Source organism: Leptolyngbya sp. FACHB-671, assembly GCF_014695745.1.
Lineage (GTDB): Bacteria > Cyanobacteriota > Cyanobacteriia > Elainellales > Elainellaceae > JAAUTN01.
The window spans coordinates 1-3,915 of the sequence record NZ_JACJOV010000050.1; the positions used below are offsets into that span (position 1 = coordinate 1).

The 3,915-nt window shown below is 47.3% G+C and carries 1 protein-coding gene; it reads right to left on the reverse strand.

Annotated features, from left to right (window positions below; genetic code table 11):
• A partial coding sequence (locus tag H6F93_RS04205) for a Zn-binding domain-containing protein (protein ID WP_206755702.1) occupies positions 1-3,860 on the reverse strand: 3,860 nt, incomplete at its 3' end.
• Positions 3,861-3,915: the final 55 nt, after the last annotated feature.

Genomic DNA, 3,915 nt, shown 5'->3' on the forward strand with positions numbered 1-3,915 from the left:
GAGCTTGCACTGCGACAGTATGCTCCTAGGTGCGACATGATCTGAGTATGAGTGACCCGGTGAGAATCAGGTGCAAACTCCTGGAGTTCTGAATCTGGATTAATCTCTTCCACCAAAGGCTGAAGAAACTTTCTCACATGGTGACGATCGAGTTCATGATGAAACACTTGATTGGAGTAGGTGCGTAGACAGTCATAACAACTGCTGCCGCAAGAACAAGATTCTACAATCCCGTAAGCCCGTTGTAGAACATCACGGAATCGCTCACCAATCTTGCGACTATAGCCTGCGCCGCCTGGCACGTTGTCATAAATAATAATTTCCGCTGTGCCGTCCCGCTCCTCGGATGGGCGAAATAGCCCGTCGAGTTCAGTTCGAGGAACATCAATAACTTGGGATGCCGCTGCGAGGAGCGCAGAAGTCAGCGATCGCCAGAAGCCCATACCTGTTTGCTGGTTTGAGGAATCCTCAGCATCTACCGAGGCAATCCCTTCGCCATCAGCAAGGTGCATAACTGCAAACAAGATAGGTGGATTTGTATCCCGGCTAAAGCGAATTTTGAGCAAATCACTGAAAAACTCATGTCCCAAATGCGTCCATTCATACCAGCCTGTGCAGGGGCGGTCAGTCATCGGGTGAGTATGAGGAATTCCAGCCAAATTGCTACTGGGAGTTTTCTGTTTACTCTTTGGCTTACGCTGCTGTTTTTGTTGTTCCCTTGCTTGTTCTGTTAAATCACGCCCACAAGCCTTACAAATTGCAAATCCCTTACTCTTAAATCCCCGCTCACCTTTTAAGGGACCCTGGTTAGACAGGAAGAAGCACCCACCTTGGCTGTAGATCAGGCGGAATGACTGGTCACTGTGAGATAAACATTCTGGTCGGTCACCTTCTTTTGCCAAGAAAACTTGAGACGTTGGTTGGCGTAATGGCTTGGTGTAGGGCGTTACTTTAGGGAGTTCTCGCCATTCAGTTGTGAATGCTCCAGGAATTTTATAAAGGCGCGTTTTCTTCTCAATAGGCAGATGGGGCGGTTCCTCACAGATGGGGCAAGCATCATGAATGATCTCTTGCAAGCCAGATGTGAAATAGTTGCATTTTTGGCACACCCAATAATATCGCTTCAATAGTTTCTCAGGTCTGACCACACCCACACTGGTATGCACCCGATCGTCAACTACAATTTCTTGCCCTGGTGCATATTCTCCTAACGCCAAGCGGCGATCACGCTCTAGCCGATGCTGTCGTTGAGCGGTCATTAATCGTACAACATCAATTGGAAATCCATAGATTGGTAGGATACTCGCACGAGCTAATTCATCATGTAATCGCCGATCTGCAATTTTGCTCAATTCTGCTTGTGTTCCAGCAAGACGCTTAGCAATCGTTGTTAAATTCCTGGCTTCTGCTGAGTCAGTCAATCGCTGCTGCAGATTCAGCAACACCTCAACTAAAGCATCCCAATCACGAAGCTGTTGTTCCTGAAACTCTTCGATGCGATCACTAAACTCCCGTAAAACTGGAACATACGATCGCCCTTCCCCTCCCAGCTTATTAAGCCAGTAGCTCGTAAGCTCACGCGCAGAATCGCCCTGCAACCAGCGTTGAAATTCGGCAATAGGAGCGTGAGAGGGTGGTGTGAAATTGGGAACAGAAGCAGGTGCATCTTTAGGTAGGGCAAGGAAAGTTGCGATCGTCACCTCCTCCGCACCCCGATTGCCTTGATCATCCTGCCGCAGGAAGTCTGCTAATAACTCTGCTCGAATATGGCGTTCTTGCACCTGAAAGTTGCGTGGGTCAAGTTTAGGAATTTGGTTCTTACCCGCAATTAGACGTTCGGGCTGCTCAAAGTAATAGCGATCGTGAGGGCGACGCTGACCATACATGAGGGTTACTGCTACGCCATCTGTTCGTCGTCCTGCCCGTCCTGCCCGTTGTTGATAATTACTGACGTGGGGCGGAAAGTTTCGTAGAACTACTGCTTGAAGCTCTCCAATATCAACTCCCATTTCTAGAGTTGTGGAACAGCTCAGAAGATTAATCTTGCCACGCCGAAAACGACTCTCTCGATTTGCTAAATCATCGGTCTCCAGTTGTGCTGTATGTTCCTGCGCCCTTAGTGGCAAGACTTGCCGGTCTCGAATCAAGCGACGGTAATGGTCATTCGTCATCTGCTCCAAGGTGCAAGGATGAAGAACGCCACCACACTTAAATGCAGGACACTTATGAATATTAAATACTGAGTTTTTATGAATATTAGATTTGGGCTGCTCGTGGATGAGGGCAAAGCCAGGTAAGTGGAAGATTTGCTGGCAAGTGTTACAACGGCACCAGTCTTCTGATGTTGCTTGGATATTTAACAAACTCCAATTTAGCTGACGACCTTCTTTTTCATACTTTGCCAAAATATTGCTACCTAATAAGACTTCTTCATAAAGCCAGGTTTGAATATCTTTTAGTGCTTCGCTCTGATCTTTGGCATCTAACTCAAACACTTTTTCGCAGTAATTGACGAATGTACTCCGGATTAATTGGTTATTTCCCCCCTTATAGGCACAGAAAGAAACGGCATCTTTAGAATCGCCCTGTCCCTTCTGAAGTTTCAAGAACTTCTTGACTCTGCCCGATCGATCCAAAATGCCAGGACGACCGCCCTCTACTCCACCCACTTCTGGAAAATAATCTGATGGTTTTTCGACATTTACAATTCCTGAAAGTCGAATTAAATCGGTTAATGCTGTCAAAAATATAACGGCTTCGGACTCAGAAACATGGAAACGATCGCATACTTTTTGAACCGCCGGATTACTTTGCCAATCGATGTGACACGCAAGTAAGCCTAGAGATTCGATTGAGAAGCGCCGAGCTGAGGGCAAGCCAAATTCTCGTAATAGGAGTTCTTTGGCACGGCTACGAGCGCGGTCTTTACAATCCTTCGGATTCTTTGACTCCTCATCTAGATCATCGTTAGGAACATAGCTTCGATGATGCCATTCTGATTCCCGATCAGGGTGGGGAATCGACACCTTCAAGAACTGTCCTACCAATTCGTCTTCGACTTGTTTTACCGAAGCGATCTTCTCATCGTCCATAGAGGATTGAAAAGCACGCCAAACTGACTGGCGGTATAGAGCTTCAGTATGGGTGCGCTGAAAGTCAGAGGAGAAAAAGGCAGCATCCTGGCGACCATCAGAGAAGGCAAGCAGTTTGCGTTTGGTCGGTTGTCCTTCCTCCCAGGTTGGATCGGGCAGGAGTTCAAACAAACCATCGATCATCACTTCTAGTGGTGCATCAGTGTAAGAGATGAAACGGCTAATGGAAGATGTCTGTGTCCTTCCGGCAGAACAAGCTGGACAACGAGATAGATAACCCCCTTCCATATTTTTCGTATCGGATGGGAAATGCCAATCTAGTGCGAATTGTCGCTCTGTTGCTGCTATATCTCTAAACTGATCAGGACTACGGGCAACCCGCCCAATCCACCCTTCTCTTTGGGTCAACAGACATATTCCTGCCTCTGTGCTGTCAGCGTTGGACTCCTCCTCCTCATCTAATGTGATGCTATCTAAGGTGCCTGATGTCAGCACATAAATTCGCTTATTGTCTTCGACTGCTTCTAGCGATCGCGGCAATGAAAGTAATTCTCCCTGAGAACCCAGATACACTAGGCTATAAGCCTGTCCGCACTTGCGGCAACTTGCCAACTCCACAACTGGAGCTTTACAGTCCTCACAGGTTTTTTGCTCACTCAGATAAAAGCGTCCATAACGATGATGAGACGAATGATCACTACCAGAACACTGAGGATTGACACAGGCATAAAGCCCTTCAATGCTACGGAATAATAGATGCAAACGCACAGGGAGTAGCGGTAAATCCTCTGGATGTTCGCGTGCTAGAGTCCCTATCTGAATC